28 protein-coding genes and 1 tRNA gene are annotated in these 26,549 nt (G+C 42.5%); 25 read left to right on the top strand and 4 right to left on the bottom strand.

All coding sequences use genetic code 11. From position 1 onward, the window contains the following. Window positions 1–89 precede the first annotated feature (89 nt). On the top strand, window positions 90–266 hold the full coding sequence (locus LfDm3_RS06820) for a hypothetical protein (protein ID WP_156112334.1): 177 nt from the start codon (window positions 90–92) through the stop codon (window positions 264–266). Between the two features lie 107 nt (window positions 267–373). Here LfDm3_RS06820 and LfDm3_RS01780 read toward each other — a convergent pair. Then, window positions 374–446: transfer RNA gene (locus tag LfDm3_RS01780), tRNA-Lys, on the bottom strand. 253 nt (window positions 447–699) lie between these two features. On the opposite strand from LfDm3_RS01780, the gene yycF reads away from it, so the two are divergent. The 8 genes from yycF to LfDm3_RS01740 all read left to right on the top strand — a co-directional run bounded on the left by yycF (window position 700) and on the right by LfDm3_RS01740 (window position 9,675). Continuing rightward, window positions 700–1,413, top strand: a complete 714-nt coding sequence (yycF, locus tag LfDm3_RS01775) for a response regulator YycF (RefSeq protein ID WP_039143559.1) — start codon at window positions 700–702, stop codon at window positions 1,411–1,413. 34 nt (window positions 1,414–1,447) lie between these two features. Then, window positions 1,448–3,304 (top strand): cell wall metabolism sensor histidine kinase WalK, encoded by a 1,857-nt coding sequence (gene walK / locus LfDm3_RS01770; protein ID WP_039143556.1) that lies wholly within the window; start codon window positions 1,448–1,450, stop codon window positions 3,302–3,304. Then, window positions 3,288–4,598: a YycH family regulatory protein gene (locus tag LfDm3_RS01765; protein ID WP_039143553.1), complete on the top strand. Its 1,311-nt coding sequence runs from the start codon at window positions 3,288–3,290 to the stop codon at window positions 4,596–4,598. The genes walK and LfDm3_RS01765 overlap by 17 nt, the downstream gene beginning before the upstream one ends. Further along, window positions 4,598–5,443, top strand: a complete 846-nt coding sequence (locus LfDm3_RS01760) for a two-component system regulatory protein YycI (protein ID WP_039143549.1) — start codon at window positions 4,598–4,600, stop codon at window positions 5,441–5,443. Before LfDm3_RS01765 ends, LfDm3_RS01760 begins: the two co-directional genes overlap by 1 nt. A 31-nt stretch (window positions 5,444–5,474) precedes the next feature. Then, the gene (locus tag LfDm3_RS01755; RefSeq protein ID WP_050780920.1) at window positions 5,475–6,263 is read left to right on the top strand and encodes an MBL fold metallo-hydrolase; all 789 of its coding nucleotides are present in this window, start codon (window positions 5,475–5,477) and stop codon (window positions 6,261–6,263) included. A 59-nt stretch (window positions 6,264–6,322) separates the two neighbouring features. Next, a complete protein-coding gene (locus LfDm3_RS01750) occupies window positions 6,323–7,588 on the top strand; it encodes a S1C family serine protease (RefSeq protein WP_039143547.1) in 1,266 nt (421 codons plus the stop codon). A gap of 574 nt (window positions 7,589–8,162) precedes the next feature. Then, window positions 8,163–8,642, top strand: a complete 480-nt coding sequence (rlmH, locus tag LfDm3_RS01745) for a 23S rRNA (pseudouridine(1915)-N(3))-methyltransferase RlmH (protein WP_039143545.1) — start codon at window positions 8,163–8,165, stop codon at window positions 8,640–8,642. Between the two features lie 415 nt (window positions 8,643–9,057). Beyond that, window positions 9,058–9,675: a YczE/YyaS/YitT family protein gene (locus LfDm3_RS01740; RefSeq protein ID WP_052236565.1), complete on the top strand. Its 618-nt coding sequence runs from the start codon at window positions 9,058–9,060 to the stop codon at window positions 9,673–9,675. A 45-nt stretch (window positions 9,676–9,720) separates the two neighbouring features. On the opposite strand, the gene LfDm3_RS01735 is transcribed toward LfDm3_RS01740, so the two are convergent. Both LfDm3_RS01735 and LfDm3_RS01730 read right to left on the bottom strand, forming a co-directional pair. Further along, window positions 9,721–10,464 (bottom strand): DsbA family oxidoreductase, encoded by a 744-nt coding sequence (locus LfDm3_RS01735; RefSeq protein ID WP_052236564.1) that lies wholly within the window; start codon window positions 10,462–10,464, stop codon window positions 9,721–9,723. 78 nt (window positions 10,465–10,542) lie between these two features. Beyond that, window positions 10,543–10,758, bottom strand: coding sequence for a hypothetical protein (locus LfDm3_RS01730; RefSeq protein WP_039143542.1), 216 nt, complete (start codon window positions 10,756–10,758; stop codon window positions 10,543–10,545). 200 nt (window positions 10,759–10,958) lie between these two features. Here LfDm3_RS01730 and LfDm3_RS01725 point away from each other — a divergent pair, with 200 nt between their 5' ends. Beyond that, on the top strand, window positions 10,959–11,543 hold the full coding sequence (locus LfDm3_RS01725; protein ID WP_039143539.1) for an NADPH-dependent FMN reductase: 585 nt from the start codon (window positions 10,959–10,961) through the stop codon (window positions 11,541–11,543). 81 nt (window positions 11,544–11,624) lie between these two features. Here the strand turns inward: LfDm3_RS01725 and LfDm3_RS01720 are convergent, their stop codons facing one another. After that, on the bottom strand, window positions 11,625–11,804 hold the full coding sequence (locus tag LfDm3_RS01720; RefSeq protein WP_029327145.1) for a hypothetical protein: 180 nt from the start codon (window positions 11,802–11,804) through the stop codon (window positions 11,625–11,627). A 299-nt stretch (window positions 11,805–12,103) separates the two neighbouring features. Here LfDm3_RS01720 and LfDm3_RS06815 point away from each other — a divergent pair, with 299 nt between their 5' ends. From LfDm3_RS06815 to LfDm3_RS01650, 15 genes are all read left to right on the top strand, one after another. Next, a complete protein-coding gene (locus tag LfDm3_RS06815) occupies window positions 12,104–12,262 on the top strand; it encodes a hypothetical protein (RefSeq protein WP_156112332.1) in 159 nt (52 codons plus the stop codon). Window positions 12,263–12,713: 451 nt separating this feature from the next. Next, window positions 12,714–13,949: an arginine deiminase gene (locus tag LfDm3_RS01715; RefSeq protein WP_039143535.1), complete on the top strand. Its 1,236-nt coding sequence runs from the start codon at window positions 12,714–12,716 to the stop codon at window positions 13,947–13,949. A gap of 17 nt (window positions 13,950–13,966) precedes the next feature. Next, a complete protein-coding gene (argF, locus tag LfDm3_RS01710) occupies window positions 13,967–15,016 on the top strand; it encodes an ornithine carbamoyltransferase (RefSeq protein WP_039143532.1) in 1,050 nt (349 codons plus the stop codon). A 79-nt stretch (window positions 15,017–15,095) separates the two neighbouring features. Then, window positions 15,096–16,514, top strand: coding sequence for a basic amino acid/polyamine antiporter (locus LfDm3_RS01705; protein WP_039143531.1), 1,419 nt, complete (start codon window positions 15,096–15,098; stop codon window positions 16,512–16,514). Between the two features lies 1 nt (window position 16,515). Beyond that, window positions 16,516–17,439, top strand: a complete 924-nt coding sequence (gene arcC / locus LfDm3_RS01700; protein WP_039143528.1) for a carbamate kinase — start codon at window positions 16,516–16,518, stop codon at window positions 17,437–17,439. A gap of 651 nt (window positions 17,440–18,090) precedes the next feature. Continuing rightward, window positions 18,091–18,756, top strand: a complete 666-nt coding sequence (locus LfDm3_RS01695) for an NAD(P)-binding oxidoreductase (RefSeq protein WP_052236563.1) — start codon at window positions 18,091–18,093, stop codon at window positions 18,754–18,756. A 14-nt stretch (window positions 18,757–18,770) separates the two neighbouring features. Beyond that, on the top strand, window positions 18,771–19,511 hold the full coding sequence (locus LfDm3_RS01690; protein ID WP_039143523.1) for an SDR family oxidoreductase: 741 nt from the start codon (window positions 18,771–18,773) through the stop codon (window positions 19,509–19,511). Between the two features lie 10 nt (window positions 19,512–19,521). After that, window positions 19,522–19,791: a hypothetical protein gene (locus tag LfDm3_RS01685; protein ID WP_039143519.1), complete on the top strand. Its 270-nt coding sequence runs from the start codon at window positions 19,522–19,524 to the stop codon at window positions 19,789–19,791. A gap of 195 nt (window positions 19,792–19,986) precedes the next feature. Then, the gene (locus tag LfDm3_RS01680) at window positions 19,987–21,246 is read left to right on the top strand and encodes a NupC/NupG family nucleoside CNT transporter (protein ID WP_039143518.1); all 1,260 of its coding nucleotides are present in this window, start codon (window positions 19,987–19,989) and stop codon (window positions 21,244–21,246) included. A gap of 132 nt (window positions 21,247–21,378) precedes the next feature. Then, window positions 21,379–22,494 carry a YibE/F family protein gene (locus tag LfDm3_RS01675; RefSeq protein WP_052236562.1) on the top strand — a complete coding sequence of 372 codons (1,116 nt, stop codon included), beginning with the start codon at window positions 21,379–21,381 and terminating at the stop codon, window positions 22,492–22,494. After that, the gene (locus LfDm3_RS01670) at window positions 22,491–23,261 is read left to right on the top strand and encodes a YibE/F family protein (RefSeq protein WP_039143515.1); all 771 of its coding nucleotides are present in this window, start codon (window positions 22,491–22,493) and stop codon (window positions 23,259–23,261) included. Before LfDm3_RS01675 ends, LfDm3_RS01670 begins: the two co-directional genes overlap by 4 nt. 130 nt (window positions 23,262–23,391) lie before the next feature. Further along, window positions 23,392–23,595, top strand: a complete 204-nt coding sequence (locus LfDm3_RS01665) for a hypothetical protein (RefSeq protein ID WP_039143513.1) — start codon at window positions 23,392–23,394, stop codon at window positions 23,593–23,595. Beyond that, window positions 23,573–24,043 (top strand): DUF2335 domain-containing protein, encoded by a 471-nt coding sequence (locus LfDm3_RS01660; protein ID WP_082019945.1) that lies wholly within the window; start codon window positions 23,573–23,575, stop codon window positions 24,041–24,043. Before LfDm3_RS01665 ends, LfDm3_RS01660 begins: the two co-directional genes overlap by 23 nt. A 442-nt stretch (window positions 24,044–24,485) precedes the next feature. Then, window positions 24,486–25,661: an amidohydrolase gene (locus LfDm3_RS01655; protein WP_052236561.1), complete on the top strand. Its 1,176-nt coding sequence runs from the start codon at window positions 24,486–24,488 to the stop codon at window positions 25,659–25,661. Window position 25,662: 1 nt separating this feature from the next. Beyond that, window positions 25,663–26,499: a MetQ/NlpA family ABC transporter substrate-binding protein gene (locus LfDm3_RS01650; protein ID WP_039143510.1), complete on the top strand. Its 837-nt coding sequence runs from the start codon at window positions 25,663–25,665 to the stop codon at window positions 26,497–26,499. Window positions 26,500–26,549 lie beyond the last annotated feature (50 nt).

Genomic DNA, 26,549 nt, shown 5'->3' with positions numbered 1-26,549 from the left:
TTAAAACACTAATGAATTTCACCGAGTCAAATTGGAATTGTTCCACGTGAAACAATTCGGATAATTACATGAAGCAAACGAGTTAGAAGGTGTCCAACACGAAAAAACAACAAGTACTAGTCGGAATTTTTGCTTTCTTGGCGGCCATGTTTTTAATTTTGATCCCGTTTATTGGAGATCAAAAGTTAATCTGGATCGCCATTGCGATGACCGCTTTGTGTGCTGGTCTGGCAATTTTAACCGAGATTTTAGCTATTAAAAAATAAAAAAGGGAAGATCTACCGTAAGTAACAACGATGGAGGTCTTCCTTTTTGTGTGAAATGAGGTAATAAAAAAAGGATCATGGTTTAAAACCATGATCCTGATATATGATGGGCAGTCAGGGGTTCGAACCCTGGACCCACGGATTAAGAGTCCGTTGCTCTGCCAGCTGAGCTAACTGCCCAAATCAAAAGTACATTTATTATAATAGCATACCGCCAAAACCCATGCAACGCTATTTTATAAAAAATTACAAAACAAGTGGTGTTAGAAGGGTCTTCCGTTGAGCCGTTGTTAATTAATAACAGTTGTTGAATAACGTGAAGCTAGTAATTTGATGTGTTACAATTTAACTAGGATTGAGCATAAAATAAGACTTGATTCTAAACTCGATTGTAATAGGGACTACCGCTAGTCCAAAGGAGACAAATAACATTATGAAGAAAAAAATTCTAGTTGTCGATGACGAAAAGCCAATTACAGATATTGAAAAATTTAGTTTAACCAAAGAAGGATTTGACGTTGATGTAGCTCACGATGGACAAGAAGCCCTCGACAAAGTCGATAGTAACACACCTGACCTCATTATCCTTGATTTAATGCTTCCCAAGGTTGACGGACTGGAAGTTGCCAAGGAAGTTCGAAAGACACATAACATGCCGATTATCATGGTAACTGCCAAAGACTCCGAGCTTGATAAGGTCTTGGGACTAGAACTTGGGGCGGATGATTACGTCACCAAGCCATTTTCAAACCGAGAATTAGTGGCCCGGGTAAAGGCCAATTTGCGTCGGCAAAACATCACCGGTTCAGCTGGTGAGGGAAAGGATGATAACCACGACATCGAAATCGGTGACCTGGTCATTCATCCCGATTCTTATTCCGTTACCAAACGCGGGAAGGGCGTTGATTTGACCCACCGTGAATTTGAATTGTTGCACTATTTGGCCCAACACATTGGTCAGGTAATGACCAGAGAGCATCTGCTTCAGACGGTTTGGGGCTACGATTACTTTGGTGACGTGCGAACGGTCGACGTTACCGTCCGTCGTTTACGGGAAAAAATCGAAGACGATTCAAGTCATCCAAAGTGGTTGGTAACCAGACGTGGAGTGGGCTACTACCTACGCGATTCCGAAAAGGAAGAATAACAAATTCGATTAATTTATTAGAGGTATTCATGCGATGAAGAAGAAAAGACGTTGGCACTTTCTGCGGTCGATTCACTTTAAGATTGCGCTGGTTTTCGCGTTAATGATGATTATCACCCTGGAAGTAGTGGGTGCCGTTTTTGTACGTCAACTCGAGTATCAAAATTTGAATACGTTTAAGGACTCCATTCAGTTGAAGCCCTATGTCAACACGTCCCTTAAGAAACAGTTAGCTAAAAAGAACCAAACCGACGCTAACAAGCAGATTCAGACCATCTTGGAAGACGTTGACACTAACAATTCTGATGACATTTTGGTGGTTGATTCCAGGGGTAACATTCGGGGAACCAACCAGAGCAGTGATCAGTCCTTAGTTGGACAAAAGACGACTGATAATGACATCAAGAATGCTTTAAATAACGGCAAAACGATTGAAAAGAACACCTATAGTGACGGGAACCGGTACTACACCATGATTACGCCTCTGATTAACAGTCAGGGAAACGAAAATAACATGGAAGGGGTCGTCTACGTTCGTGCTAATCTGAATCCGGTTTATCAAAACATTAACAGTATTACCCTGATTTACCTGTTTGCGGCAATTGTTGCCATCATCTTAGGGCTGCTTTTGACGTTCATTATTTCGCGTGCGATCACAAAGCCGATTGACGCGATGAAGAAGCAGACGGAACAGATTGCCCGGGGGAACTACTCGGGACACGTCAAGGTTTACGGAAACGATGAACTGGGGCAACTGGCGCGTGCCGTTAATAACTTGTCAGTGCGAGTTGAGGAGTCTCAGGAGTCCACGGAGTCCGAGCGAAGGCGACTGGATTCCGTCCTCGATAACATGACCGACGGAGTTGTTGCGACCGATCGCCGCGGGAACGTTATCATTATTAATGATGAGGCGCTCAGCTTCTTAGGGGTTACTAAGCAGCAGGTCATCGGGAAGTCCATTCTGGATGTCCTGCATCTCCGTGATCGGTTTACCCTAAAGGATCTCATTGAGGACCCCGGTCAGGTGAACTTGGACTTTTCTGATCGTGATCACAAGTTGATTCTGTTGGCTCATTTCTCACTGATTCAGCGGGAATCGGGCTTCATTAATGGACTCGTTTGTGTCTTTCATGACATTACCCTGCAACAGAAGATTGATGACGACCGGAAACAATTTGTATCGAACGTTTCTCACGAATTAAGAACCCCATTAACCAGTGTCCATTCCTACATCGAGGCTTTACAAGATGGAGCCTGGAAGGACAAGGACCTAGCACCCAAGTTTTTGAAGGTAACACAAGATGAGACCGACCGGATGACCCGAATGATTAACGATCTACTGACGTTATCACGAATGGATTCGGGCACTCAGAAATACGATACCGAATTAGTCAATATGAACAAACTCTTTAACTACATTCTGGATCGTTTTGACATGATCATTAAAACTGACGATAATCCGAAAAAGAAGTATTCCATCAAGCGTGATTTCACTAAACAAGACCTGTGGGCCGAGATTGATACCGATCGGTTTACCCAGGTAATTGATAACATCATGAACAATGCCATCAAGTATTCACCCGATGGTGGTGTGATTACGTGTCGAATCTACGAACAAAAGAACCGGATCATCATGAGTATTTCCGATCAGGGACTTGGAATGCCGAAGAAGGCCATTAAGCACATTTTTGATCGTTTCTATCGGGTTGATAAAGCCCGATCAAGAGCCCAAGGTGGAAGTGGCCTTGGACTAGCAATTTCGAAAGAAATCGTGGAAGCCTTTGGCGGACACATCTGGGTTGATAGTGTCGAAGGAAAAGGATCGACGTTCTATATCTCACTACCAAATGAACCAGTCGAGGAGGATCTTTGGGATGAAGGAGAAGCTTAAACCATACATTTTACCAGTTTCACTGTGTATTGCTGTGCTGGTCAGTTTGGTTCTGATCGTGGCGCTACTGGTTAATCCAGCTCGATTTGGCAGCCGCATGCACCAGGATAAGTCGGCCACGCTTAAAAGTGAGGTCTCTTCTAAAAATCGCTACGACATCTATTCTCCAACTGAGATCATCAGAACCACCAAGAGTGGCAAGCAGGGATTACTCACGAGTGAAACTACCAGTTTGACGGGGGAATTGGTCAAAAACATTGAAACTTACCACGTTGAATCGGTAAAGGAAGTTTCTCGGGATAACCAGAAACACTTTATTAATACCCTTAATTCTGATAACTCACTGATGTTGAACTATGGAAGCGAAATTCCAGTGAAATTGTTGAGTAAGATCTTTGATAGTAAGGTTGGAAGTAATAATTTCAACGTAAACCGAATGATCCTGCCCCTCGGTGACAACACCCACTTCTATCTTTTGGGTGATAATGGTTACCACGTTTATGAGGTAACCACCAAAAAACGAAATTTAAATCAACTTCAGAACATCCTGAATAAAAAGATTCAGTCCGTTAACGTTCAGATGCGGACCTTAAACGACCGTCCGTTTCTCTTCTACCCTAACCGGGTCAAGATGCGAAACTACGGTTACTTACTGGCTGAACAATCACAGACCGCCTACATTAACCGGGTGCTGGGCAACACGACGGACACCAGTGTTAAGCATCGAAAGAAGAGTACGACCTATAGTAGTCGGGACCAGTCCCTTAATTTTGATAATGATGATAACGTGATCTATCAGGACTACAAACAGAACAAGCGTGAGAGAAGCTACGCAAACGTCCTTAATTCCGCTTATGGATATGCTAACAAGTTGGGGATTCCGTTGGATAATGCCCGATTTGACAGCTATAATCCGGTGAAGAATACGGTGACTTATCGAACCTTCGTGGAAGGTTATCCGGTCTTTAACCAGAAACGACTTGGAACCTGTTCGTTTACGATGGGAAACGGCGGAGCAACTCGCTACGAGTTTTCCCTCCTAAGTTTTCAGATTCCAATTCCAACCAACGCGGAGAGTACCACCCTTCCAAGCACGGGAACGGTGCTGAATCAGTTATCCGCTGAGGGAATTGACATGAAGAAAGTGCGTTCAATCACTCTGGGATATCAGGTGGTTCCTGAGAAAAACAATAAACAATTAATCACCCTTCAGCCATCGTGGTTTGTGAACTACGACGGGTCCTGGATTAATTACCAGTTAATCGGTAATGGGACTGGAAAGGAGAGTTTCTAATGAATTTTAAGCGAATTCAAGAGGTCTTCTTGCTGGCTTTCATCATTTTGGACGTTTTCTTGGTCTTGATGATCGTTCAGAATCGGAACATGCAGTCGGAAAACACGAATCAGAGCAGTGCGAACGCTACCATCATCAAGGAAATGCGCCGTGATGAGATTTCCGTTGGCAAACTATCCAATAAGCGCTCTAGTGGTTACTACATTTCAGCGACCAACGACGGTAACCTAGCGAACGAGATGGGAAACTTGAGAAATCAGGACGCTCGGTTTGAAAATGGTGCGGTGGTTAGTACCCTTCGGACTCCCGTTCAGTTTGATGATCGTAACCCCCAAAACACGATTGATCCGCTCATGAAGAAAAAGAGCTTCGTGATTAATGGTGACGACTACGAGTACGATCCAAACCAGTCCAACTCTAGTAAAATCGTGTACATTCAGAAGGCCATGACCAGTACGTTGATGGATAATAACGCTAAGATCACCTTTAACCTTGATGAGGATGGCGATATTAAGAGTTACACCCAGACGGCGCTCACTAACATTAAGATTTTACACGAGAGTGCGGAAACCATCTCCCAGGAGCGGGCATTGATCTGGCTCTACCAGTACAATGAAATTCCGAATAATTCCAAGGTTCTCTGGACCAGACGGTCGTACACTAAATTACTGACCATTAAGAACAACGGGGTTTACATTCCCACCTGGGTCATTGCGATTCAGACACGTAACTCGAAGGACGTTTCGATCCGCAGAATTAACGCCTTTACCGGTTCAGTTCTGAAGACCGAGAACGTGCAGGGAAACTTTAAGAACAAAATTACAAGTGGTATGGAAGACAATTAGAAAGCTGGATGGAAAGTTGAACGATGATCCAATGAAAATTAGTGTCTTGTCGAGCGGAAGCGGCGGCAACGTCACGTACATTGAAACCAATCAGCACAAGGTGTTACTTGATGCGGGATTATCTGGAAAGAAAATTGAACACCTGATGAATTCCATTGGACGGAGTTTAAACGACGTAGACAAGTTGTTTGTGACACACGAGCACACCGACCACGCGAAGTCCGTTGGAATCCTGGCACGCAAGTACAACATGGAGGTCTACGCCAACGAAAAGACCTGGAACGCTATGAGCCGTAAGATTGGTAAATTTCCAGAAGAACAGAAGTTTATTTTTGATCCCGATACCATCAAGACCTTTGGTGACTTAGACGTTGAGAGCTTCAGTGTTTCTCACGATGCGGCCGATGCTCAGTTTTACAACTTTCATGATGGCGACAAGAGTTTCGTCGTTTTAACGGATACGGGCTATGTTTCGGACCATATCGAGGGTGTCATCAAGGACGCGAACGCCTACGTCTTGGAGTGTAATCATGACGTGGAAATGTTGCGAAACGGCGACTATTCGTGGCCGACAAAGCAACGTATCATGAGTGATGAGGGTCATTTATCAAATGAAGCCGGTGCGGATGCGATGATTGACATCATTGGACGCGACACCAAGAACATCTTCATTGGCCATCGTAGTCACCACAACAACATGAAGTCGTTGGCGCACCTTACCGTGGCCTCGATGCTTGAAAATGAGGACTTTGGCGTGGGACACGACTTTAATTTGTTTGATACGGACGTGGAAAAACCATCTAATTTAATAACTCTTTGAGAATTATTGACCCTTTCTTAAAAATTATTTGCTAGAATAATGTTAAATGGGGTGTAAATATGAAGAGAACACATCCACTACTAACGGTTGCCATTGTGGCCTTAGTAGCTGGTTTATTGGGTGGCGGAATTGCCTATGGAGGAATTACGTGGTATAACGGCGGAATGTCTCTTGGCACGCAAGCTGTCCCTGCTGGTTCCAATCGTGGTGGAACCGCAAAAGTTGAGAATGTGAAGGTCAATGCCTCTAATCAGGCTGAAAAAGTCTTTAAGGACAATAAAGACACGGTGGTTTCGGTTATTAATACCGAGAAGACCAAGTCCAACGACTCCGATCCACTATCAGGAATGTTTGGTGGGATGTTCGGCGGCAGTGACGGGAACGGCAGTAACAATAATCCATCGCAAAAGGACCAGCAACAGATTAGTGAAGGTTCTGGAGTGGTCTACAAGAAGGATAACGGTTCTGCTTACATTGTGACCAATAATCACGTGGTTTCTGGTTCATCAAGTCTTGAAGTAGTCTTGAGTAACGGGCAGAAGAAGGAAGCCAAGCTGGTTGGTCATGATGCTGTGACCGACCTGGCCGTCTTAAAGATTAACGGTAATGGTGTTAATCGAGTTGCCAACTTCGGAAATTCTGACGACATTAAAGTGGGTCAAACGGCCCTTGCGATCGGTTCCCCACTTGGTTCCGAATACGCATCGTCTCTGACTGAGGGAATCATTTCCGCCAAGAAACGGGAAGTTCCTCAGGCAAGTACCGAAAATGGGCAGCAGAATGCCAGTGCCGGTGATGCGACGGTCATTCAGACCGACGCAGCCATCAACCCCGGTAATTCTGGTGGACCACTATTAAACATTGCTGGACAGGTTGTTGGAATTAACTCCATGAAGCTGTCGAAGGATAGTTCTGGAACGAGCGTCGAAGGGATGGGCTTTGCGATCCCAAGTAACGAAGTCGTTCGGATCATCAACCAGCTGATTAAGGATGGAAAGGTCATTCGGCCGGAACTAGGGATTAAGTACGTAGACCTGGCCAACATCTCAGTTAAGCAGCAGAAGTCGATTCTAAAGCTTCCTGGAAACGTTAATGAAGGAGTTGTTGTCATGGACGTTAACGGTGGCTCACCGGCTTCTAAAGCGGGTCTCAAGAAGAATGACGTGATTACCAAGTTGGCTGGAAAAGCCATTACCAACCAGGGGAAGTTGCGTGATATCTTGTACGACCATAACGTTGGCGATAAGATCTCAGTTACCTATTATCGAAACGGCCAAATGAAGACCGCTCAGATCACGTTAGATCAACAAGCTAAACAACAATAGAATTAAAAAATGTTCGTCGTAGATGCGACGAACATTTTTTTGGTTCAAGATGGTAAACTGACAATTAATGGGGTTAATGAGATAATTAAAACGCTGGTGAAGGGAAAATAGCTGTTATTTAATGCACAAAAGCGTTTCTTTCGGGACCGATACGTTTCCTGGTAAACTCCGAACGAAAAGACGATTCTAAAATCGAATAATCAGAAAATGCTGATTTTGAAATGTCAAGGGGTAAAAGACTGTGCATAACTTTGGGGATAAACTCATTGTGAAAACACAAAGACTGTAATTAAGGCTTTTATTCACAGTGGAAAAGTATTACCGAGTTATCCACAAGCAGTGTGCATAAGTTTATGTAACAAAATTTTATGAAAAAAAGAACGCCACAAACGTTGATATGACAACAACAAAACTTGCGTTAACGAACGTATGTATTGTTTATTTCTGTGGATAAATAAAAATGTTGTTGACAAACGCTGGTTATTAACAGGTATTAAATTTTATCTAAATGTGCACATTTTGTGAAATAGCTTGTGGATAACTTTGTGGACAATCTGTTTAAAGGAGTCGACTTATGAACATTAAATTGGTGGTAGTTGGAAAATTGAAGGAAAAATACTTCAAAGACGGAATTAATGAGTACGCAAAACGACTTTCTAGATTTTGCAAGTTTAAAATTGTTCAGGTTCCAGACGAAAAGGCTCCTGAAACGCTTAGTCAAGCGGAGATGGACGATGTTATGGATAAAGAGGGAACTCGGATCTTGGCTAAAATCAAGGATCGGGAGTATGTGATTGCTTTAGCAATACAGGGAGAAGAACTCACTTCCGAGCAGTTTGCGAAAAAGATCCAGGATCTGACCACTTACGGGCACTCCGACATTACCTTTGTGATTGGCGGCTCGTTGGGACTTGCGCCCAAGGTTTTAAAACGTGCTAATTTTGAACTGTCGTTTGGACGCTTCACGTTGCCACATCAACTCATGCGGTTGGTGTTGACCGAACAAATTTACCGGGCCTTCATGATTAACAGTGGGAGTCCATACCACAAATAAAGCAAATTGACTTTTATTAGAATTTAAGCATATAATAAATATGTAATTAAAAAAGGAAGAGATGCTTGTATCATCTCTTCCATGTTCGCAAGTTAGGTGCGGTTACTGTGGTGAAGCTAATCAGTCATGATTAGCTTTTTTTATTATCGCATATGCTCTCGCAAGGTTAATCACGATTCGTGATAACACCCAAAGTCCTATTATATAGGACAATTTCCAGTAACCTTTCCTAGGTGATTTCATGTCCACCAACTCCTTTAATTAGGTTGGAGAAGTTTGGATATAACCACAGGCTTGCTAAAACGTTGTAAAGGTTCGCGAAACCTAAGCGCTCTATTTTTAATTATACAGCAAAATAAATTATTATTCATAGGAATTATTTTGGTCTCGTAGAAACGCCGAGAGGGTGTTAGAAATGAAATATTTAGATACGCATCACGTCATGCGCTTTTTAGTTCAGGTCTTAATCACAGCGGTTGGAACCGCCATTATCGCGGTGGGGATGACACTCATGCGCAAGGAAAATTTGGGGATGGATGCCTTTACCGCGCTGAGCGTTGGATTGTCGCATCACTTACCGATTGGACTGGGCAATATCCAACTGGGTGATTATCTGATTTTGTTAGTCATCGTGTTATTCATGGATTATCATCAAATCGGGTTTGGCACGCTCATTAACATGATGGTCGGATATGGCGTTCAGTATTTTACCCTTTGGTTTGGGGCGTACTTGGTTTTTACCAGTTTTTGGCTAAAATTACTTTTTGCCGTGCTAGGATTTCTGATCTTCACGGTGGGAATCGCCGTCTACATGTCGGCCAAGTTTGGGGTGTCGTCGTACGACGCGATTGCCCCGATTTTCTCCAAGAAGTTTCACATGCCGTACTGGTCGGTCCGAGTGATCCAAGACGTGTTGTTCATGTTTCTGGCCTTTCTCGCTTCGGGTCCCATTGGGATTATGACAATCATCATTTCGTTGTGTTCAGGACCATTTGTGGAATTCTGGGGCCGTCATCTAAATTTAATTCAATAAAAAATCCCGGTGGAAATTAATCCATCGGGAAATTTTTTTGGTTAATTATTTTTGATTATTAGCGTTAGGATCTACGCTGCAGCTTCCGCCTTCGCAGTTAGCACCCTTTGACTGGTCGTCATCGCCACCAACCATTTCGATTGGTTTAAAACTATCCCAGGCTTTGTCTAGTGCGGACTTGAAGACCTTAACTGGTTGAGCACCAGAAACGGCGTACTTCTTGTTGAAAACGTAGAACGGAACACCGTTGATTCCAACTTGTTGAGCGGCGGCTTCGTCAGCTCTTACGTCATTCTTGAATTTGTCACTGTCTAAGACGGATTTAACTTCGTCTTGGTTTAAACCAACACTCATGGCTAAGTCAGTTAAGACGGCGTTATCGTCAACGTTCAAGCCGTCGGCGAAGTAAGCTTCAAACAACTTGTCCATTAGTTCTGATTCTTTGCCCTTGGTTTCAGCGAAATGAAGCAAACGGTGAGCCTTTAAAGTATTGACCACTTTGATCTTGCTGGTATCCATCTTCAGGCCAGCTTCTTTTGCTAATTCGGTAATGGTTGATAGGAATTCGTCAACCTTTTCCTTGGACATTCCCTTTTCCTTGCTCATGTGGTCAGCCATGGTTTCTGGTTCACCAGAAGCGGTAGGATCAAGTTCGAAACTGTTGTAATGAACTTCAACGTCATCTTTATGATCGAAATCAGCGAGTGCTTGCTTAAAGTGAGCACGACCGATGTAACAGAATGGGCAGGCGATATCTGACCAAACTTGTACTTCCATTTTCTTTGCCATTTGATTACCTCCTCCATCAAATTTACTAACTAAACTATAGTATGCAATTGGATCAATCACAATTATATTGACTGGAAATTACTTATCGATTGCGTTGCTTGTTCCAAGTAATTTATCGTTCTTGATGCGGTTTGGATCTTGTTGTTCGTTAGTACCTTGGTTATTTTGACTGTCGTTATTTTTTGTGTCTTTAGTTTCGTTATTCTCATTCGTCTTATTCTCGGCATGATCCGATGACTTTTTGTCAGAATCGCCATGGACTGATTTGAGAATTTTATCAAGCCAATTCTTCATGTTACTTCCCCCTCATCTACTTCTCAGTTCATTATAGTATAGTAAGATTTGATTGTAATGGAAGTTGATGAATTTATAAAGAATTATGCCACCTCAACTGTAGTTATTGAAACGAGCATTTTGCTTGCTTTTACTTTGAAAATTAAATAAGATACTTATATAAGATAACTTACTTTTTGTGAGTAAAGGAGAGATATGGAATGAAAACAATTGATGTCATTTTAGGTAGTGCTCGTTCTAATTCGAGTGGTGCCGGGATTTTTAACTATTTAAAAAAGAATGCCAAAGAACTGGAATCTGACAACGGAGTCAAATTAAACTTCATGGCGATCAGAGACTTTGACCTGCCCACCTTCAACGAACCACTTCCACCAATGGGGAACCCGGATCGTAAGCTAACAGGGGCACCTAAGAAGTGGATTGATAACGTTAAAGCAGGGGACGGTTACTTGTTCATCGAACCCGTTTACGACAATGGTCTGTCCGGGGCATTCAAGAATGCGTTAGACTACATCGGATTTGAAACGGCTGACAAGCCCGCTCGGATTATCTCTTACTCTAGTAACGCCATGGCTGGTCAGGCTTCTGCTTTAGCACTCTTACCTACGCTTGCCATGTTAGGGATGGTTATGTTGCCACACATGACCATGATTGGTCACATCGATGATAACTTTGAAAAAGATGGTAACTTTGTAAGTAACGCTCCTTCAGAAGACTACTATTCTAAGCAGTTGAAGGATGCGGTAGCTGACATTGCTTCTTATACCAAGCTTTTAAATAAGTAGTCTGATACTACTAAAATTAAATACGTAAAAAAACGTCTCGTTTCTACTAAATTGTTAGAAACGAGACGTTTTTCTTTTCTATTAAAACATCATCTGAGCGACTATCAAGATGATTGAAATCAAAAAGACGGCCGTGATTATGTACTTGAAGAATTTGTTGATTTTGTTACTTCCCTCAGGAAACAACCACAGGATCATGATCAAAATGACGTTTAAACTAATGCCAACCCATGGATTGGGATGAAAAAGAGTCAAAACCATCAGTAACACTAGGATACACAGCTCAAGGAGCTCCTTAAAGATTGTCAACTTCCTAACCATTCCTTTCTTATGTATTTACTAAAAACACCAAATCCCAAGTAGACATGGAAATTTACTCAACTGATTTGGTGCACAGGTATGTTTTTAAAGTGGTAATGGGGATCAATGAATCATTTTCATTACCAAAATTAATTATACCATTGCGTTAAATAAAAAACTAGACCATTTTTAATTATCCTGAATGGTTGAAAAATCATTTCGATACTGTAGAATATTATATGTAACAGGGAGGGATCAGTATGAAATCGAAAAATAAATACAAAACGCTTTTTAATTCTCAACACTTGACTATTTCGGTTCACGTCAACAGTAAGAAACAGATTATTAAGGAAGCCAGTAAGCTGATTTTGGGATTGGCTTTAATTAAGGGCGTCGTTTTATTATGGCATCTAAAATAAGTTTGTGAAATTTAGCTTTTCAAGCTTATTTTTTTCGCCATCAAAACATCCAATTTATCACTATTTAAAAGGTCTGAGTCTTACCTGATACACTGTTATCACTAGTCTCACACATACAACAAGGTTAATTACTCAGGAGCAAAAATGTGTTACGTTCGAGCTCCTTTTTAAATGAAATAATTGTTACTTACGTAACTATTAAAAGGTGACTATAAAATTACTCAAAATGTATAATTTTCCTAGTATATCAAGCTTCATCGCACTTTACAAATTATCAATCTCTTAACAATTTACCAATATTTGTGAAACAGTTATCATTATTGAGTTTACGCTACGGAACAAATTTTCTTCCAATAAAAATGCTTGTGCAAAATTGCCACAACCCGTACTATGAAGGTGGTTAAAACGTTTAACCATATGCACAAGTAACAATCTTATGAGGAGGATTATTATGAAATCTGCAATTGAAGTGAACTCAGAAATTGGGCGCCTTAAATCTGTTTTGATGCACAGACCGGGCAAAGAGATTGAAAATGTCATTCCAGACACCATGAAGCAGATGTTGTTTGATGACATCCCATTTCAAAAGATCGCTGATAAAGAGCATGATTATTTCACAAACCTGTTACGAAACCATGGAGTGGAAGTCGTATACATTGAAGATTTGTTGGAAGATATCTTGCAAAAAGATGATGTGAGAGATGATTTCGAATCAACTTATTTAAATGAGCACTACTACCAGGGAAGTTCTGCTGAAGACATCAAGCAATACTTTGAAACCCTCTCAATTCATGACCTCGTGAGCACCATTTATGCGGGCCTCAGGCGAGAGAAAATTCACTTTACTCATCCTAGTCTGCACGACGTTGCTGGAACCAACGCTTTTGATCCATTTCTACTGGATCCACTTCCCAACGCCTACTTTACAAGGGACCCACAGGCTTCGATGGGATCTGGTCTAACCATTAACCACATGACCTTTGAAGCCAGAAGGCCGGAATCGCTGATTACCGAGTACGTGATGAAATACCATCCCCGGTTCGCTGGGAAGATTAACGTCTGGCTCGACCGTTACAATGACGCCCGGATTGAGGGCGGTGATGAGCTAGTCTTAAACGATCACGTGGTGGCGATTGGGTGTTCACAAAGAACTTCGACCCGGTCCATTGAAAAATTGGCCCATAAATTGTTTGAGGATCCTAATTCTCATTTTGACACGATCGTGGCAGTTCAGATTCCGCACAATCACGCCATGATGCACCTTGATACGGTCTTTACCATGGTCAACTATGATCAATTTACGGTATATCCTGGCATCATGAACGGTGGTAAGATGAATATTAACATCTTACATCCCGGAAAAGACAACACCATCAACTTGGAGCACCGCACTAGTTTGCCAGATACTCTCAAAGAAGTCTTAGGACTTTCTGAGATTGACCTAATGGAGACTGGTAATGGGGATCCGGTTGCTGCACCGCGTGAACAGTGGAACGATGGTTCTAATAATCTGGCAATTGCTCCTGGCGAGGTTGTCACTTACGATCGCAATACCGTTACCATCGATTTGATGCGCAAGCACGGCATTACCGTTCATGAGATCTATTCGTCCGAACTGTCGCGTGGCCGGGGTGGAGCTCGTTGCATGTCACAACCCATCATTCGGGAACCAATTGAGAAAAATTAATTAGGAGAGTAAATCAGATGAGTACATTATTAGAGGAACTAAAATCAATGCAAGGTCGTTCGTTTTTAAAGGAATCAGATTTTACCCCAACCCAGATTGAGGCTTTGATTGATTTCGCGATTAACTTAAAGAACGAACACAAGAAGTACGGTAAGGTTACCAAGTACTTACATGACAAAGACCTTGTCCTCTTGTTTCAAAAAACTTCAACGAGAACCAGACTTTCATTTGAACTGGGTGGAGACGATTTAGGTGGCAATACGGCCTACATTGATCCAACCTCAAGTCAGTTTGGGAAAAAAGAGTCGGTGGAAGATTCTGCCAGAGTCTTTGGTGAACTCGCCGATGGAATTGAGTACCGTGGTTTTGAACAATCCGACATGGACATCATGGCTAAGTATTCCGGTGTTCCGGTCTGGAATGGTCTTTCAAACGAATGGCATCCCACTCAGATGATTGCAGATTTCATGACCATTAAAGAAAATTTTGGTCACTTAAAAGGTTTAACTTTAACCTTCGTTGGCGATGGAAGAAACAACGTGGCCAATTCACTGCTAGTGACGGGTTCCATGCTGGGCGTAAACGTCCACATTGTGGCTCCTGATGAATTGCACCCCGAAAAATCCGTGGTGGATTTGGCGGAGAAATACGCTCAAGATTCTGGTGCGAAAATCATGATTACCTCTGACATCGACAAGGGTGTCAAGGGATCCAACATTGTTTACACCGACGTCTGGGTTTCAATGGGAGAAACTAACTGGCAACAACGAATTGACCAGTTATTACCATACCAAGTCAACATGGACCTCATGAAAAAGACGGGCACGCCAGATGATGAATTAATCTTCATGCACTGTCTCCCCGCCTTTCATGATGACAACACGACCACCGCTAAAGAAGCTGTGAAAAAATACAAAGGCCTCGACAGTCCCGAAATGGAAGTAACCGACGAGGTCTTTAGAAGTCCTTACGGCCGCCAGTTTGTTGAAGCTGGGAACCGTAAGCATTCAATTATGTCAATTATGGCCGCTACTTTAGGCGACCTAAGCATGTATAACGAAAATTAGATTTTACTAAAAGCATAAAATAGATATCAATGATACAATCATGTCCGAAGTTAGGATTTGAGAGGATTGCGTAAATTATATGGGAAATAAAAAGGGAGTTTCATTATTTGGATTAATTATGCTGGTGATTAGTTCCGCAATTGGTGCTGGAATTTATAATGCCAGTGAGCAGATTGCGGCAGCCGCCACTCCAGGACCTGCGCTAGTGGCGTGGGTTATCACTGGGGTCGGAATTTTTGCACTAGCGATGAGTTTGAAGTCTCTTAGTGAGGCTAAACCAGAGCTGACTGGTATTTCAGACTTCGCCAGAGATGGATTTGGTGATTTTGCTGGATTTCTATCAGGCTGGGGATACTGGCTTTCGGCATGGCTTGGCAACATTGCGTTTGCCACCATGATGATGTCAGCGATCGGTTATTTCTTTCCGGTTTTCCGATCAGGTAACTCAATTCAAGCAGTTATCATTGCGTCGATATTCACTTGGCTTCTAACGTGGTTAGTAACGATGGGGATTGAGAACGCGGCTTTCATTAATACAATCATAACTGTAATAAAAATAATCCCCTTGATTGCCTTCGCAATCTTAGGAATTGTCTTGTTCAAAGCCAACGTTTTCACGGCCCACTTTTGGGCGAACTTTAGCTCTAATTTCACGTATAGCCCCGCGACAGCAGTGGGGGTATTTGATCAAGTGAAAGGTTGTATCATCACCACCATGTGGATTTTCATTGGGATTGAAGGCGCCACAATGATGGCGGGCCACGCTAAGAAGCGTTCTGATGCAGCCAAGGCTACCATTATCGGAACCATTTCACTCTTGATCATCAACATCGTCATCGCGATGCTACCATATGGCTATTTACCCCAAGCAAAACTAGCTAAATTGAGCAACCCCGCCTTAACGTACGTCGTTAAAGATATGATTGGACCAATAGGTGCAGCTTTTGTCAGTATCTCACTCATAATCACAATGGTCGGTGCCCTCCTGTCATGGACCATGCTTCCGGTAGAAGCAACATCGCAACTGGCTGATCAGAAGCTGTTGCCCCGGTGGTTCGGTTACTTAAACAAGTACAAATCACCCTCACACTCATTATGGTTGACTCAGATTTTGGTACAAATTGTTTTGATTTCGTTACTATTTACCGACCAGGCCTACAACTTAGCAATTTCGTTGTGCACGGCGGCAATTGTGATTTGTTACGCGTTAGTCGGTGCCGATCAAATTAAGGCCGGACTTCAGGCGCATTCCGTAAAGAAAATGATACCAGGAATCCTGGCTTTATTGTTTGAGGTTGTCGGAATCACAGTGGCGGGATTACAATTCTTGTGGTTATGCTCAATTGCATACGTCCTAGGCTTTGGATTTTATATCAAAGCGATTAAAGATCAGGGACGCAAAATCACACCTTTCGAATGGATCATGATGGCATTGATAACGATTGCCGCCATTAGTGCGGTAGTTGCATTATTTATGGGAAAGATAGGAGTGTCATAGAATGAAAAGAGTCGTGATAGCTCTAGGTGGCAACGCGATTTTGACTGACGATCCAACCGCAAAGGGTCAAGAAGCGGCCCTAAAACAAACAACGAAAAAAATTGTGGAGTTCGTGCGCAATTCAGCTGAGAATGTTCAGTTAATAATTACCCACGGCAATGGTCCACAAGTTGGAAATTTGTTGCTACAAGAACTAAACGGTAGCACAGAAAAGAATCCGCCAATGCCACTCGACGTGGTAGGGGCAATGACACAAGGCGAGATGGGTTTATGGATTAGTGATGCCCTCTGCGATAATGATATGACAAGCTCAACCATTGTCACACGGGTGTTAGTTAATCCAGATGACCCCGCTTTTAAAGATCCGACGAAACCAATTGGTCCGTTTTACGCGGACGTCAACTCGATCTTAAGGGAACATCCAGACTGGAAGTTCGCTGAAGATTCCGGTCGTGGATTTCGCCGGGTCGTTCCATCTCCGCATCCCATCAGTATTCTTGAGGCCAAACAGATTGGCACGCTCGTTGACAGTGGTTTTACTGTCATTGCTGGTGGCGGGGGCGGAGTTCCGGTTATCATGACTGATAACGGGGATGTCGAAGGCGTGGAAGCCGTGATTGACAAGGACTTTACCGCTTCATTAATTGGTCAGATGGTGGAGGCCGATCAGTTAATTATTCTGACCGCAATCGACCAGGCTGCCATTAACTTTGGTAAACCCAATCAACGAGAGCTTGGACACGTGTCGCTTGATGAATTAGACATGTATCTGAAGCAGCATCAGTTTGGCAGGGGTTCAATGGAACCCAAGATTCAGGCTGCCATGCAGTTCGTAAAGAACACTGGCAAAGATGCTGTGATCACGTCGTTAGACAACGTTGCTGAATTTGAAAAGAACGGACGGGCAACCGTCATTAAAAAGTAAAGCGATAATAAATCACCCTATGACTATGTAAAGTAGTTGTGGGGTGATTGTTGTTATAAAAGTAATTTAGCTTATTATTTATTCCAAAAGATTGATATGCAACATAGTTTATATGGTGCTTAAAGATCATCCAAATTACTGGAGAGCTATAAAAAAATAACTGTCTTAGCTTAGCCGAGCGGACAGTTATTATTAACAGAATCAAGCTGCTACCTGGCAACTCTCGGAGCAGTTGCGTAATCGCAACCGCTTTTTTTACAATTAAATATTATCATACAGAAGAAACTTGTCAACGAAAACGATTTGACACAATTGTCACGAGTACAATTGAAAATTAAATGACAAACTCAAAAGTTCCCTCACAACTATCAAGAATAATCGTAAGGGAACTTCAATGATACTTATGGGTCATAACCATCAAATAGAAAGGAGTAGTGCATCTTATTTGAAAACTACCGCTTTTGCGGCACAAACACAGTATACCATATAGAGTAAAAATGTCTAGGAATATTTATTTTATGTAATTGAAAAGGACAAATGAACCACTGAACTGTACCCAATAACCATGATTGGACTGGAATTGATATGCGCATTGCTATTAACAGCTAGTTGAATTTGTTATGCTTTAGATATAAATAGGAGGTATTAATTATGAAAATAATGATTATTGGTGGAACTGGTCGAGTTGGTTCTGACCTAGTAAAACAATTCAGAAAAAACACCGACGACGAGATTACCATTGCCGCTCGTCATCCCGAAGAAATTAAAATCGTTGACACCGTTGAGGAACGTCCTAAGATCAAGACCCTAAAGTTCAGTATCGTTGACATGACCGTGGAACAGATGGCCGATACCATGAAGGGGTTTGATGCCATCTACTTCACTGCTGGATCTGGTGGCCACAACGTAGTCCTCGTCGACAGTTACGGTGCCATTAAAACCATGCAAGCTGCTGAAGAGGCGGGCGTTAAGCGTTACATCATGTTAAGTTCAGCGTTTGCCTTGCAACCAGCCCAGTGGGAAGGTAAGAAACACTACGCTAAGTTACAGGATTACCAAGCCGCTAAGTTCATGGCTGACCACTGGTTGATTCATGATACTGACTTGAATTACACCATCTTACAGCCCGGAAGCTTACTTGAGACTCCTGGAACTGGTGAGGTAACTTTCAACGATGATCAGCCAGGATCCAACTCCATCAACGATGTTTCCCAAGTTTTGTTTGATGTCTTGGATAACAAGCATGCCTTTGATAAGGTCATCATCATGCACAGTGGTGACATGAGTATTGAAACTGCGCTTAACAATTTGAAATAGTTAGGAGAGTTAAAATGGCTGTTAAAAATAAAGTAGTAGTAATCACGGGAGCTTCCAGTGGAATTGGTGAAGCCACCGCTAAAATTTTGGCAAAGAACGGCGCCAAGGTTGTACTTGGTGCTCGGCGTGAGGATCGTTTACGTGCCATTCAAGAAGACATCGAGGCCGCTGGTGGCGTGGTTGCCATTCAAAAGACCGATGTTACCAAGCTTGATGAAGTCAGAAACTTAGCATCAATGGCCGTTGATCAATTTGGTCGTATTGATGTTTGGATGAATAATGCGGGTGTTATGCCTCAATCACCACTAATCAACGGTGATGTCAAAGGCTGGAACCAAATGATCGACGTTAACATCAAGGGTGTTTTGTATGGAATTAATGCATCACTTGATACGATGCGAGCTCAGGGTGACGGTCAGTACATCAATACGGCTTCGGTTGCCGCTCATACTTCTGGAATTAACAGTGGAGTCTACAGCGCAACTAAGGCGGCAGTTAAGATGATTAGTGATTCCCTTCGAGAAGAAGAGGCTCAGGCTAAGTCGGGCATTCGGGTTACCATGATTTCACCCGGTGCGGTGGCTACTGAACTCCCTAATCACATTACCGATCCGGACATCAAGAAGAAGTTTGAATCTTCTGATCTGACGCCACTGAGTCCCGATCGAATTGCCCAATCAATCTTGTATGCCATTGACATGCCAAAGGATGCCTCGGTCAACGAGATTGTAATTCGTCCCACTGATCAGGTTTAGGTGTTAGGCAATGAAACTAGATGTGTCAAAGCACGTGTTACGGGATGGTTCGTTTTTAATCATTGCCATCCTTTCAATCATGCAGTTTGCGCGTTACGTTTACACTCAGGAGTACCTACGTTCGGCAAAGTACCTGGTACTGTTTTTGATTACCATTTTAATGTACGGGTTTGTTCCAAGTACGATGATCCAGTCAGGGGTTAACCTGATTATGATTGTGCTCTTACTGGGATTTACCTGGTACGACGAGCGGATTGATAAGCGACGTGAAAAGAAATAAACCATAAGACTAGTTGTCGAATTTAATCGATAATTAGTCTTTTTTTACGAAAAAGTTTACTTATGGATGAACCATTTCTGGAAATGAGGTTGAAATAGTTAACATTTAATACTATTATTATAAAAAACAGGTTGTTTAGATTTTGTTATTTAACGAGATCCGAACATTGTATACAAAAATGGAGGAGAAAGTTCGATGAATTATTATCTAATCATTAACATCATTGGGGTGGCAGTCTTCCTCGGAATTGCCTTTTTGTTTTCCAAGGATCACAAACACGTCAATTGGCGCTCGGTTATCGTTGTTTTAGTTCTTAACTTGGTCATCGCGTTTCTCCTTACTCGATTCAGTTGGGGTCGAGACGCCGTGAAAGGTGCCGCCGAAGGATTTAACTGGATTGTCCAGGTAGCTTACACTGGGATCGCTTTTGCCTTACCAAACTGGGTCCACGTTAAGCAGATGAACTTCGTGACGTCCGCCTTGCTTCCAATTCTGATGATTGTTCCATTGTTTGATATCCTTACATACTTTGGAATCTTACCATTTATCATTAAATGGATCGGAATCGCACTATCAAAGATTACGGGACAACCAAAGTTCGAATCATTTTACGCCGTTGAAATGATGTTCCTTGGAAACACGGAAGCCTTAGCCGTTTCAAGTCTGCAACTGAAGCACCTGTCAGCTGATCGACTCTTGACGATTGCCATGATGTCTATGTCTTGTATCACCGCTGCCATCGTTGGTTCATATACCCAGATGATTCCGGGTCAGTACGTCTTGACCGCCATTCCGCTGAACATCCTGAATGCGATCATCGTTACTTCACTTTTAAACCCGGTTCACGTTACTCCTGAAGAAGACACGATCGCTACGATGAACGAGCAGCCTTCTGAACAAGTAGCCGAAGAGACGGTGGCTGATAAACCCGAAAAACCGAAAAAAGAACCATTCTTCTCATTTTTGGGTGATTCAATCCTTGGTGCCGGTAAATTGGTACTAATCATCGCCGCTAACGTTATTGCCTTCGTGGCCCTTGCCAACTTAATCAGTAAGCTACTAGGACTCATCAATCCTTGGCTTTCACTTCAACATTTACTTGGAATCGTTATGTTCCCATTTGCATGGCTCATGGGGATGGACGTTAACCACGCTTTCCAATTCGCTCAATACATGGGAACCAAGTTAGTAACCAACGAATTCGTTGTCATGGGTGCCATTGCACCTCACATCAACAACTTACACTTCTTCCCAGCTCACTACCAAGCTCAACTATGTGTCTTCCTTACTTCCTTTGCCAACTTCAGTACCGTTGGAATGGTAATTGGATGTCTGAAAGGCTTGGTAAGCCGCGAAAAGAATGACGTGATTTCTCGAAACGTGGGATACTTAATTCTTTCTGGAATCTTGGTATCACTCCTATCGGCTGGAATCGTTGGCCTGTTCGTCTGGTAATCATTAAATAAAATTAACGACACTTCTGATTAGGTTCAGAAGTGTTTTTTTTATTCATTGAGAAAAGCGCATGTTTAGTGAAACTTAATTTTGATATGATACACTGGTCTTAACTAATTAGGGGATGAGAATTTGAAACGAATCCATCCAAAATTTAAGATTCGTTGGCTCGCCATCGTCTTAGTGTTAATCTCGGGTTTGATCGTTGTGACGTTCACCCATTTTGACGCTCCCATGTACAAACAAACGGTGGCTCGGGTTGTAAACGTGCATAATTATGGTCGTACCTCACAAAGTGATGAATTTCAAAATCATGATTATCAAGAGAACCAGACCCTGACTTTGAAGGTCTTAAACGGTCAGTATAAGGGGAAAACTATCACGGCCAATAATCAGTTCTCTGGTTCTGGAGCGACCGATATGAAGTACCATCCTGGTCAACAGATTTTCATTCACGTTGCCAATAAGAATCTGAAGCGGTCGTCAATTCTGATTAATGGTTTTAAGCGTGATACCGCGGTCGTCTTTCTGATTTGGCTGACGGTGATGCTGCTACTGGTGATCCTGAAATTCAGTGGATCGATGGCGCTCTTGAGTATTGTCATCAACGCCATCCTGTTCTTTTTGGCGGTCTCAATTGACGTGGGAACGAGCTTTAATCCGTTCATATTATTTGCCATTTTGTCGGTAATTTTCACGATTGTCACCGCCGTGCTGATCTTTGGAGCGTCGAAGGAAACGGTCGTCACGATCTCGTCGACGATCCTGGGAACGGCGGTCGCGATTCTGATCGCGTTTATCGTTCTGTCGGTGACGCACGAACGGGGCATGAACTTCGAGATGATGGACTACGTGACCCAGCAACGCCTGCCGATCTACTTCGTTGGTTGTATGATTGGGTCACTTGGGGCCATCATGGATTTGTCCGCGGACATCACGTCTAGTCTGTTTGCGGTCTATGAAGAAGATCATAGTCTGTCATTCTTTAAACTCTTAAAGAATGGGCAAAATATTGGACGCTCGATTATGGGACCGTTGATTAACGTCTTGTTCCTGATTTTCGTTGCTGGAACCTTCCCAATGATGGTGCTGTTCTTAAGAAATGGAAACAGTTGGGGTTACTCGTTTTCAATGATCATGTCACTTGGAATTATTCAAAGTTTGATTAGCGCGATCGGTATCACGCTGACGGTTCCCATTACCAGCCTGATTGCGAGTGCGCTTTGTGAAATGAAGGTGGTCAAATGAGTACGATGACCGTCCTACTGATTATCCTGTTTCTGGCAATGCTGCTGGCAGGGGGATCTAAGGGATTTGTGGCCTTTATTGGCTTGTTATGTAACTTTGGACTGGTCTTCATGTCCGTCGTCCTGATTTCATTTGGAATCCCATACCTCCTTGTCACGCTAATTAACGCCGTCATCATCCTGGTCATTACGATTTACTTCGGCAATGAACAGGGACGAAACGCCGACGTGGCCTTCGTGACGTCGTTAATCGTGGTTGCTATTGTGATTGCATTAATCATTCCGGTGGAACACTGGGCACAGGTGCAAGGCTTTGGTCCTGAGAATACCGAGGACTTGGAAGGTATGTCGCTGCAAATTGGCGTGAAATTCCTCGACATTTCGTGTGCCATGACGATTTTGAGTTGCCTGGGGGCGGTTGCGGAAGCTTCCGTTGCCATGGCAACTGGTCTGGTTGAAATTCAGGACCACAACACGCAGATTTCCGACAAGGATTTCAGTTATATCGGAGTTTCGATTGGAAAGGAAATTGTCGGTACCGCCTTTAACACGCTGTTCTTCAGTTTCTATGGTGAGTTGGTCGGACTATTTATCTGGTTCGCCCGCCTGCACTACAGTATTGGAATGGTGATGAATGACAAAATATTTGCGTCTGAGTTAATCATGACGTTGATTTCGGCGATTGGAGTGGTTCTGACCATTCCGGTGACCATCGCTGTGATGTTGTATTTGAAGCATCGGAAGATGAAGAAAGCAAACAAGGTATAAATACGTAAAAAGCCCTTCACATATGTGAAAGGCTTTTATTAACTTATGAAATTATATTTTTATTTATGAATAATGATAAAATAGTATTAAAGGGTTCTTTATGCGTAAGTACATAAAGGAGGTAATAATTATGTATAAATATTTTAAGTTAACTTCAAAAGCTGCTAAAACCCTTAGAAGTGCTTCACTTAATTTATTGGCACCATTTATTAAAAGAAGTAAGATTAGATATAATAATTCTCCCGAATCAAAATCAATTTCTGACGACTGGAAAAAAGTTGGAGACGACATGAGAAGGGGAATTTTAAAGTATGACCGATCAGTTACCAAATGATCCCAAAGATATTAGGAACAAAGATCAACAGCTAGTTGATGATGTTAAGTCTTTACCTGAAGAAGAGAAAAAAGAAATGATGGCTTCTTTAGAAATGTATGAAGGTCCTATTCCACATCCTAAAATACTTGAAGGATATGAGCATTTATATAAAGGTGCTGCCAAAAAGATTATTGATAATGGAATTGAAGAATCTAATCATCGACGATACATGGAAAATAAAAGACAACGCAGGAGAGGGCGTTTAGCTTATATTGACTTAGTTGGCTCTTTTATCATTATTGTGATTTTGATGATACTTTCATTTTTATTGATTATGAATAATCATCCGATTATAGGTTCTATATTTGGAGGAATAAGTGTTCTAAGTGTGATTGGGAATGCTTTTGATAAAGTTGATTCATTAAGTTCAAATGATGATTTTAAAAGTAATAATGATGATAAGTAATGTTTTATGAATTTTATATTGAGCTTAAAAGAAGAACATGGGAATGTAATTTTTCTTTTTAATTGTGAACCTTATTCTTTACAACCCACTATTTCTGTGGTTAAATAATGACAAAATATGAAAGGGATGAAACCAATGACAATGATTACTACGAACTATCAAAATACTTGCTGTTGCTGTACTTGTTACATGTAGATCGGCGTTCGTAGTTTTAGATGCGGGTGTTGATCAAACGCCTGTATCTAAGTGTAGTAATTTTTGTACTCGGTTAGATACAACGAATTTTGTTAGTCTAACTGAGAGTGGTGGATTCCAACTCAATCGAATATACTAAGCTACTCTATAACGTAGTGAAAGTGGATCAGTTAGGCTAACTTTATCGTTAGTCTGACTGGTCCTTTTTTATTACCTATTTCATGGTATTTCGACAGGAGATCGTCATATGAAGAGTAAAAGTATTAGTAAAATTGAAAGTCCCACCTTACTTAGTCAATTAAAAGAAATTCGGCACTATCTGCATCAACATCCTGAACTGTCCGATCAAGAGTTTAAGACCACCAAATTTATCACAAGTTTCTTAGAGCAATTGGGATATAAAATTATTACTCCGGCAAGTCTTAAAACTGGTGTAATTGCGGAAATCGGTCCCAACGAAACATCTAATGTCATCGCTTTAAGATCTGACATTGACGCTTTACCCATTGACGAACAAACCGACTTGAACTTTGCGTCTGAGAACGCCGGGGTAATGCACGCCTGTGGTCATGATTTTCACATGGCGTCCCTAATGGGAGCGGCGGTTCTACTAGCGGATAATCAGAGTAAATTAACTAGTAAAATTCGTTTGGTGTTTCAGCCGGCCGAGGAGACGAATGCAGGCGCCCGTGAAGTGATTGAGTCTGGTGTTCTGAATGATGTGGCTGCGATCATCGGTTTTCATAATGAACCGACGTTAGCCGCTGGTGAAATCAGTGTGAGTGGTGGTGTTCAGGATGCAGCGGTTGATCAGTTCAAGGTGACCTTAAAGGGCATTGGCGGTCACGCTGCCCATCCTAATCAGGACGTTGATCCGATTGTTGGACTAGCGAGCACGATTACGTCACTTCAGACGATTGTCAGCCGTAACATCGATCCGATTCAGCCCAGTGTCTTGTCGGTCACCCACATCGAAAGTGGTTCCACGTGGAATGCCATCCCCGATGAAGCTTGGTTTGAGGGAACGTTACGAACGTTTTCGGATGCTGACGCCAAGATGGGGAAAGAAAAGTTTTATCAAATCGTTCAAGGTCAGGCAGCTACCTATGGATTGGACGTTAACATTGAATGGATCGAGGGGCCCCGGGTACTTAAAAATGACGACGAACTTGCCAAGGTGCTCGCAGATGATGCCCAACACTACGCCAAGCTGGTCAACGTTCCACCGACCCCTGGTGGTGAAGACTTCGCGTTTTATACCGACAAATTGCCGAGTGTCTTCGCGGAAGTTGGCAGTGGCGCAAACGTGGGCCTCCATCATTCTAATTTGGTGGTCGATGACGACGGTTTGATGACGGGTGTGAAATGGTTTTATCACTCAGCTTTGAGGTTGCAGGATTATTTAGAAGAGGGAGAACAGTAAGATGAAGAAGAGATATTGGATTACCGCATTAGTCGCAATTATCGTGGTTTTGTTTGGATACACGTTTGTGTATCGACCGTACCAGAAGGCGCATCAGCCGCAGTCAAATAAGAAGACGATTGTCTTGGCCAGTTCACCCGGTCCTTACAGTGACTTGTTCATGAAAGGTATCAAGCCCATTCTTGAGAAAGACGGTTACAAGGTTAAAAATAAGTCGTTTTCAGTTTTGTTAAATGCTGACATGGCATTAAATCAAGGGCAAGTCGACCTCAACATTGAACAACACGGAGCTTACATGAACAACTTTAACAAGGAAAATCATGGTGATTTGGTTTCCTTGACCAAGGTTCCAACGATCCCAACTGGTATTTATCCCGCTAAGAAGCACAGTCTAAAGGACGTCAAGAAGGGCGACACGGTTGCCATTCCTAATGATCCATCCAACATGTCGCGAGCCTTCTTAGTAATGGAAAAAGCGGGCTGGATTAAGTTGAAGAAGGGGGTCGATCCCATCAAAGCCACCAAAAATGACATCATTGACAATAAGTACGATTTGAAATTTGATGAAATGGATTCGGCCAACGAACCACGTTCTAGAAACAGCGTAGACTATGCGATCATTCCTGGTTCCGATACTTACGGTGCCAAGATCCCGGCTAGTTCAATGCTGTTGCGTGAGAATCCACAGAGTCAGTACATGCTGCTGGCTGTTGTGAATAAAAAGAATGAGCACACTAAGTGGGCACAGGACGTTAAGAAAGCCTACAACTCCAAGCAATTTATGAACTATATGAAGCAACACAATCAGGATCATGAGTGGGAAATTCCTGAGAAATAATTAAGTATCATATGTAGATACGGAAAAATCCTCCAAGCGCTTGGGGGATT

It is taken from the genome of Fructilactobacillus fructivorans, assembly GCF_000814735.1.
Lineage (GTDB): Bacteria > Bacillota > Bacilli > Lactobacillales > Lactobacillaceae > Fructilactobacillus > Fructilactobacillus fructivorans.
This window is presented reverse-complemented; position numbering and strand designations above follow the sequence as displayed.

Coding starts and splice junctions, on each gene's coding strand:
- LfDm3_RS01655 (WP_052236561.1), top strand. CDS start 24,486: ATGAAGAGTAAAAGTATTAGTAAAATTGAAAGTCCCACCTTACTTAGT.
- LfDm3_RS01695 (WP_052236563.1), top strand. CDS start 18,091: ATGAAAATAATGATTATTGGTGGAACTGGTCGAGTTGGTTCTGACCTA.
- LfDm3_RS01725 (WP_039143539.1), top strand. CDS start 10,959: ATGAAAACAATTGATGTCATTTTAGGTAGTGCTCGTTCTAATTCGAGT.
- LfDm3_RS01660 (WP_082019945.1), top strand. CDS start 23,573: ATGACCGATCAGTTACCAAATGATCCCAAAGATATTAGGAACAAAGAT.
- arcC (WP_039143528.1), top strand. CDS start 16,516: ATGAAAAGAGTCGTGATAGCTCTAGGTGGCAACGCGATTTTGACTGAC.
- LfDm3_RS01680 (WP_039143518.1), top strand. CDS start 19,987: ATGAATTATTATCTAATCATTAACATCATTGGGGTGGCAGTCTTCCTC.
- LfDm3_RS01670 (WP_039143515.1), top strand. CDS start 22,491: ATGAGTACGATGACCGTCCTACTGATTATCCTGTTTCTGGCAATGCTG.
- LfDm3_RS01730 (WP_039143542.1), bottom strand. CDS start 10,758: ATGAAGAATTGGCTTGATAAAATTCTCAAATCAGTCCATGGCGATTCT.
- LfDm3_RS01665 (WP_039143513.1), top strand. CDS start 23,392: ATGTATAAATATTTTAAGTTAACTTCAAAAGCTGCTAAAACCCTTAGA.
- LfDm3_RS01765 (WP_039143553.1), top strand. CDS start 3,288: ATGAAGGAGAAGCTTAAACCATACATTTTACCAGTTTCACTGTGTATT.
- LfDm3_RS01755 (WP_050780920.1), top strand. CDS start 5,475: ATGAAAATTAGTGTCTTGTCGAGCGGAAGCGGCGGCAACGTCACGTAC.
- LfDm3_RS01760 (WP_039143549.1), top strand. CDS start 4,598: ATGAATTTTAAGCGAATTCAAGAGGTCTTCTTGCTGGCTTTCATCATT.
- LfDm3_RS01650 (WP_039143510.1), top strand. CDS start 25,663: ATGAAGAAGAGATATTGGATTACCGCATTAGTCGCAATTATCGTGGTT.
- LfDm3_RS01720 (WP_029327145.1), bottom strand. CDS start 11,804: ATGGTTTTGACTCTTTTTCATCCCAATCCATGGGTTGGCATTAGTTTA.
- LfDm3_RS01715 (WP_039143535.1), top strand. CDS start 12,714: ATGAAATCTGCAATTGAAGTGAACTCAGAAATTGGGCGCCTTAAATCT.
- LfDm3_RS06815 (WP_156112332.1), top strand. CDS start 12,104: ATGAAATCGAAAAATAAATACAAAACGCTTTTTAATTCTCAACACTTG.
- LfDm3_RS01750 (WP_039143547.1), top strand. CDS start 6,323: ATGAAGAGAACACATCCACTACTAACGGTTGCCATTGTGGCCTTAGTA.
- LfDm3_RS01685 (WP_039143519.1), top strand. CDS start 19,522: ATGAAACTAGATGTGTCAAAGCACGTGTTACGGGATGGTTCGTTTTTA.
- yycF (WP_039143559.1), top strand. CDS start 700: ATGAAGAAAAAAATTCTAGTTGTCGATGACGAAAAGCCAATTACAGAT.
- argF (WP_039143532.1), top strand. CDS start 13,967: ATGAGTACATTATTAGAGGAACTAAAATCAATGCAAGGTCGTTCGTTT.
- LfDm3_RS01735 (WP_052236564.1), bottom strand. CDS start 10,464: ATGGCAAAGAAAATGGAAGTACAAGTTTGGTCAGATATCGCCTGCCCA.
- LfDm3_RS01740 (WP_052236565.1), top strand. CDS start 9,058: ATGAAATATTTAGATACGCATCACGTCATGCGCTTTTTAGTTCAGGTC.
- rlmH (WP_039143545.1), top strand. CDS start 8,163: ATGAACATTAAATTGGTGGTAGTTGGAAAATTGAAGGAAAAATACTTC.
- LfDm3_RS01705 (WP_039143531.1), top strand. CDS start 15,096: ATGGGAAATAAAAAGGGAGTTTCATTATTTGGATTAATTATGCTGGTG.
- walK (WP_039143556.1), top strand. CDS start 1,448: ATGAAGAAGAAAAGACGTTGGCACTTTCTGCGGTCGATTCACTTTAAG.
- LfDm3_RS01690 (WP_039143523.1), top strand. CDS start 18,771: ATGGCTGTTAAAAATAAAGTAGTAGTAATCACGGGAGCTTCCAGTGGA.